General features: G+C 47.2%; 4 protein-coding genes and 1 pseudogene. 3 read left to right on the top strand and 2 right to left on the bottom strand.

Annotated features, from left to right (window positions below; genetic code table 11):
• Positions 1–258, top strand: a pseudogene (locus BLX24_RS34110) (6-bladed beta-propeller); the annotation flags it as partial.
• Positions 259–339: 81 nt separating this feature from the next.
• Here BLX24_RS34110 and BLX24_RS29300 read toward each other — a convergent pair.
• Positions 340–1,884, bottom strand: coding sequence for a replication initiation protein (locus tag BLX24_RS29300; RefSeq protein WP_071506775.1), 1,545 nt, complete (start codon positions 1,882–1,884; stop codon positions 340–342).
• Positions 1,885–2,848: 964 nt separating this feature from the next.
• On the opposite strand from BLX24_RS29300, the gene BLX24_RS29295 reads away from it, so the two are divergent.
• The gene (locus BLX24_RS29295) at positions 2,849–3,823 is read left to right on the top strand and encodes a ParA family protein (protein WP_229201918.1); all 975 of its coding nucleotides are present in this window, start codon (positions 2,849–2,851) and stop codon (positions 3,821–3,823) included.
• 11 nt (positions 3,824–3,834) lie between these two features.
• Positions 3,835–4,758, top strand: a complete 924-nt coding sequence (locus BLX24_RS29290; protein WP_071506774.1) for a ParB N-terminal domain-containing protein — start codon at positions 3,835–3,837, stop codon at positions 4,756–4,758.
• Positions 4,759–4,962: 204 nt separating this feature from the next.
• Here BLX24_RS29290 and BLX24_RS29285 read toward each other — a convergent pair.
• A partial coding sequence (locus BLX24_RS29285) for a CehA/McbA family metallohydrolase domain-containing protein (RefSeq protein WP_510185435.1) occupies positions 4,963–6,061 on the bottom strand: 1,099 nt, incomplete at its 5' end.

Raw genomic sequence — 6,061 nt, 5'->3', positions numbered from 1 at the left:
TTTCGGGTCAGCACCTCTATGCGGGTGTGTGCTGGTCAAAAGACAAAGCCGGTAACCGGAATGCAAACTCCGGATTTATAACCATACTCGACAAAGACAACAAGGTCGTTTCCTGTCCGGGAGGCCAGGCTCCGGTTTATAAAACCNATACCGGTTTTTCAGCATGGTCATGATGTTTGTATTGACGAAGACCAGAATCTGTACGTCTGTCAGTGGAACGCCGGTTACACGCCTCCTGTTAAGCTAACCAGAGTATAAACAAAGGGGCGGCTCTGGTAAAGCCGCCCCTTTGTTTTCCAGGGTCTTGTTTACCGGCAAATGCCCCTTTGCCGGATGCCATCAGATGAGAGCCATACCCAGCCCCCGCGCCTGCGCTTCATAATCAGCCTTTACAGACGAAAACTCGGCGGTAAACATACGTTGTAATACCTCCAGAACATGGAATTTAAGGGTCATACCGCCTGTTCCTTCCAGTATCTGCACAAACCGTTCCGCGCAGACATCATGATCCATGATTTTTTCAAGCGCTTCCCAGGCTACCGTTTCCATAAACGATGGTTTCGGGGCTTGTGCTTTGTCCCGTATATGATCGAAGAGCTGTCGGGCCAGACTATCCTGTTCGTCGAAGAGCGCAATGCCACGATTGACTTTGGCATCAAGATAGGCTTCGGCCAGTTCATCACGTTTCTGTTGTAAATCCTCCGACGCTTTGGCGCGCTTCTCCGTCTGCTCCTTCTGCTTTTTCCGGGTTTCTTGCTCTTCCTGCTGGTGTTTAAATGAATCGAATAAGCCCGGCGTTTTCACCATCTTATTCAGGTAGCCACCGATGTTTTTTACCTTCGTCCCTGAACTGATCAACCGCTCAACATAATCGATCGTGAAATCGATTTGTTCCAGGGTCGAATGCTTCAGCCAGTCCTGTACGGTGGCCTTTGTCACTTTATACTGCCTGACGCGGTCCAGCAGCTGCGCTTCCGGATCTACCACCCGGATTTCATCTTCCGGCGCGGTATGGACTTCATAATGGTTCTCCTGACGCAGAATCTCTTCCACATCAATATCCTGCACCACGCCATCCTTTATTTTCCGTAAACGAATCGGCTTCGACGAATGAGGGGCAATCTCCAGGCGGGCCGGTTGTTTGTTTTCCAGATGAAAGATAACAGCATGTACCGCCCTACCCTGCTTTTCTTCTTCCATCTCGCTGATCCGCAGGTCGGTGTACGCTTCTATATCAGTCTGCGCTTTTTTGAGAATCTTTTGTTTGAAGTTGCCATAGAGCGGATATTCATCATCGCCGACGGTCATAATCTGCCGGAGCCGCCCTAACGAATACTTTACTTTCGTATTGCCCAGCTTGATCTGGTGCTTCAGCACAAAGTACAGTTTAACCGAGTAGGGACTTTGGATATCTACAATATTTCTGACATCGACTGTGAGGTACTCTTTTTGCAGTCGCAGCAGGTAGGGCTTCAGGTCGGGATGGAAGGTTACCTTTATATGGTTCTGGTACTTCTTACTAACCGGCGTTTTCACACTCGCCAGCATATTGATTTTATTTTCGTACTCGATCCCGTCTTCGTTTATCTCATTGATGATAAATTTCCGGTCCAGTAATTTGTCGGCTGCCGACCGTACCATATCATACAGTTGTCCGCTCTTCGACAGGTTAAACAGCCTGATTATATCCGTAACGCTGATAACATACTCCGTAAAATCCTGATCTTCAGGCAATACCATTGTCAGCATAGTGGCAAAGATCCGGAATTCCATGATATCCATTTTGTAGGACGCTTCAACCAGGCCGTGTTTCCCCCCCTGGATTCTGATACTATATTTTTCCGAAATATCCTTTTTACTTCTCGCCGACTTACCCTTTGCCATGTGTCCGTTAATGTTCTGCGTACCAACGGTAACAAAACTACTAATTACTATAACTTACGCAATCTTTTTTTTATAGTTCATGCCGGTTTGCTTTCCGGCGTTTTTGGCTGCTTTTAATCGTGATAGATTGGTTATAGTATCTCCTTTTGACCGGATGTGGATAACTTATTTTTCGGGGGTGATAAGTTGGTTATAGTCGTGATAGATTGGTTATAGCTCAGTGATAGATTGGTTATAGCTCAGTGATAGATTGGTTATAGCTCAGTGATAGATTGGTTATAGCTCAGTGATAGATTGGTTATAATTGCCCTTATAATACATTGATTATCAAATGGTTACTGAGCCTTAAAAACATAAAAAACAAAAAAATAACAAAAATTTAAAAAAACATCAAAAGGAGTTCTGTTGTTGTTTTTAAATTTTTTTTGTTCTTTTTTTTTAGGTTAAATAGTTCAGGGACGGGCCCGGGTGAATTTTAATCCGTGATATTTCCGTTATACTTGATTGTAAGGGATTACGGGCCGTTAAGTGATAAAAAACCGGTCGTATTACGCGGTGGTGATAGAATGGTTATAGAAAAAAGACGGTAGAACCGGTGTGATAGATTGGTTATAGCAGTTGAACATCATGACTGACAAAAGCTAAGCACTTAGCTGTACGAAACCTGACTTGCTTTCCAAAAGGCTAACCCTTTGTTGTTGACCAAGTGATAAATCCGTTATACATAAAAAGCATTTTACTATTTTTTTGACCGCTATGTTACTCATTGAAGTAATAATCGGGGAAGAAGTAATTACATATCGTTGGTGATAGATAAGTTATAGTTACCTCAATGAAGGCAGGGTAAAAGGGGGGAAACAGAAGGGATAGCCTGCTGCTGAGCACGTGCTGGCAATACCTCTAAGTAATTCAGTCTCTTTTTTCAGGCAAAACGAGTAGATTATGGGTTTGATGTCTTAGTTTTATGGCATCAAATACGAAAAATATGCTAACCCATCAGGAAGCGGTACTCTTTTTTTCCAAAAAACCGGCTTTATCAGTTTCTGCGATTGAAAAAGAGGCCGGATTACCTGCCAGCACATTGACCAAGGCGATGGCAGGCCAACGAACCCTTAATCAGAAACACCTTACGGCTTTAGAACCGGTACTGGAAAATTACGGCTTAGCGGCGTTCCGTAACCGGAAAGCGCATGTAGTGTCAGTTGTCAATCACAAAGGCGGTGTCGGCAAAACAACAACAACCATTAATCTGGGCCGCGCACTAAGCATGGCCGGTAACCGGGTGCTGGTAATTGATATTGATTCACAGGGTAACCTGTCGCAAAGCCTGGGAGTTGATCTGCCCGAACAGCAGCTTTATGAGTCACTGGTCCAAAGCCAGCCGCTTCCGGTACTGGCCGTAACGGACAATTTTGATCTGGTGCCGAGCAATCTGGAACTGGCCAAATATGAGCGTGACCTGACCCACTCTCCCAGCGGCGCGTTACGGCTGCGGGCTGCCCTTGCCCCTTTCCTTTCGAATTATGACTTTATCCTGATCGACTGCCCTCCGGCATTAAATGTGTTTACGAACTCTGCGCTGATCGCGTCAAACGCCGCCCTGGTCATCCTGGAACCGGAAACATCGGCCGTGAAGGGGGTCAACAACCTGTTTGAGCTTATCGAAGAAATCCGGCAGTTCTTTAATGAGCGGCTGCGCATTGATGGGATCGTACTAACCCGTGTGGACAGGCGGTTAGTGCTGCACAAGGAAATTATTCAGACCGTACGGCAGGATCTGGCAAATTTCAACGTGTTTCAGACCGAAATCCGTCTGAATGCCGCGCTTAAAGAGTCGCAGTATGCCCAGATGGATATTTTCCGGTATAACAACTCGTCGCCGGGTTCGGTCGATTACCGGCAGTTGGCAAATGAGTATATGGCAAGTGTTAACAACTAGAAAAAACGGGTATGAAAAAGACACTTAGCCAGTTTGCGCAGAAACCCCTAATCCGCAAAGAAACCGGTTCGCTCGTGCAGCAGGAATCGATTAAGGAACAAATTACGGTTATTCCTGAACTGGAGGCGTTGATTCCGCCGCTAACGACAGAAGAATACCAGCAACTCGAAGCTAATATTATTCGGGAGGGCTGCCGTGAGCCGCTTTTAATCTGGCATACCTCGCAAACGGTGCTGGACGACAACGCACAGGATACGCCCCTTTACGTGCTGATCGACGGCCATAACCGGTATGGTATCTGCAAACGGAATGGGCTGGATTTTAAACTAGCACTACGTGAGTTTACGGACAAGGAAGCCGTCCGGACGTTTATGATTGACAACCAGCTTGGGCGCCGTAATCTGACGCCCGAGCAAATGGCTTATCTGCGTGGTCAGAAATATCTCAGCCTGAAACGTAATCCGGGACGGCCGAATCAGGAGGCAGGGGCATTCCCCGATACAGAAACCCTGAAAATGCGTACGGAGGAAGTATTGGCCGCTCAGTTTAATGTTAGCCCTAAAACCATCCGGCTCGACGCACAATATGCAAAGGGCCTCGACCGCCTGGCTGATCCGCTGAAAAAAGAAGTGCTCGCCCGGAAAGTAAAAGTCCGGAAAAGTGATCTGATGACGCTTGCCGATACGCCGCCGTCAGGTACGCCGATCCAGTCTGCAACAGAATTGAAACAGGTTCTGGCAACGGATGTGGTTAGTATTGCGGCTATGGAGACGACGGATTCTTCGCCGGCGGATAGCCAGATATCCCAACAGATTGACCAGATTGTTGATATGGCCAATCTGTTAAAAAACACCTCAATACCGTTGAAAGAGACTTGTCAGACGCTGATTATCCGTTTGCAGGCGTTGATGGTGTTGCAGGAGAATAGGCAATGAAGATAATGTGGTAAAATTTACCACATTATGCCGGCCGCTGCCTTTGAATGAAAAATGTGGTAAATTTTACCACATTAATAGAGGCGCTTATCCTGTCTGGAAATGTGGTAAATTTTACCACATTAACGCCCGGTCTGCTGACAAAAAGAAAACGTGGTAAAATTTACCACGTTTTCTTTTTGTCATAAAATATCGCGGGATCGGTCAGTTGGTTAGCCAGACCTGCTGCGTAAAGGCACCGTTAACGGCAGCATCCCATACCTCAACCCGAACCCAGGTTTTTCCTTTGAGGTTCGTCGTAAAGGCATATTGCTTTTTACCGAAAGGGAGCGTATTGGTCAGGTCGATCCGTTCGCGGAATACCTGTTTACCATCCCCTGAGATGATTTCAGCGAAGGTAAGGGGAAACGTCCAGGACACGCCCAGATCAATTACCGCTTTACCCGATGCCGGCAGTTGTAAGGTTTCTCCGGCTCCCTTACCGTTGACCCGGAAAACCGGAAGCATTACTTCGCCGGTACTGACAAAAAAACTGCCCTGTTTCATGACATCAAGAACCGGCTGCCAGCCATCCCGGTAAGCCGGTAGCTTATCGAGTTGCAGGTAGTTCACATTCAGGTGTGCGTACGTTTCGTTTTCGGGTTCCATGGTAAAAATATCGGTCTCGGCAATCACATGCTTTCGGAGCCCCCAATTGGCCATATCGTCCATCAGATCAAGAACCCGGCGACTGAGGCGCGGCTCCGACATATCAGCAGGAATGTTTTTCCAGGCTGCGCCAAAGAAATGGTCAGACAAATAAAAGGCTTCATCTTTATACTTATCGGGATAGCCGGTGGACCCTTTCGTCCGCGCGTGCGCTGTCCAGGCCAGGCCGTTCTCCTGTTCCAGCAACCTGAGCATATCATGTTTATCGGCAATGCGGTAGACCTTGCCGTAACGGGGATCGTCGGTCACAAACGGCATGTCGGGCTTTCGGGACATAATCCAGTAGACATTTTTCGGAAAGAAGTCGAGCCAATGGCCGCCAAAAAAGTTATTGGGCTCTTCGCTGGGCAGCAACAGAAAATTCTGATCAGACAGCCGCTCGCATTCGCTGAAAAGTGTTTTCAATTCCAGTAACCGTTGCTCGTCGGGGCCTTTCGGATGGCCGGGGCCGTGGAATTCTGCCAGATGGACAATATTAACACCGGCATTTTTGAACACGTTTACGAAGTTGGGTTCTCTGGGCACCGGTTTCCCGGCCAGTACGGTGTTCATTATATGCTCATTATGGAAATGGCTGGCCATTGTTTTATAGCCT

Origin of the sequence: Arsenicibacter rosenii (assembly GCF_001870735.1) — a bacterium.
In the GTDB taxonomy this organism is placed as follows: domain Bacteria; phylum Bacteroidota; class Bacteroidia; order Cytophagales; family Spirosomataceae; genus Arsenicibacter; species Arsenicibacter rosenii.
The sequence above is the reverse complement of the archived record's forward strand: the minus strand, read 5'-3'. Positions and strand labels throughout refer to the sequence as shown.

Coding starts and splice junctions, on each gene's coding strand:
- BLX24_RS29300 (WP_071506775.1), bottom strand. CDS start 1,884: ATGGCAAAGGGTAAGTCGGCGAGAAGTAAAAAGGATATTTCGGAAAAA.
- BLX24_RS29295 (WP_229201918.1), top strand. CDS start 2,849: ATGGCATCAAATACGAAAAATATGCTAACCCATCAGGAAGCGGTACTC.
- BLX24_RS29290 (WP_071506774.1), top strand. CDS start 3,835: ATGAAAAAGACACTTAGCCAGTTTGCGCAGAAACCCCTAATCCGCAAA.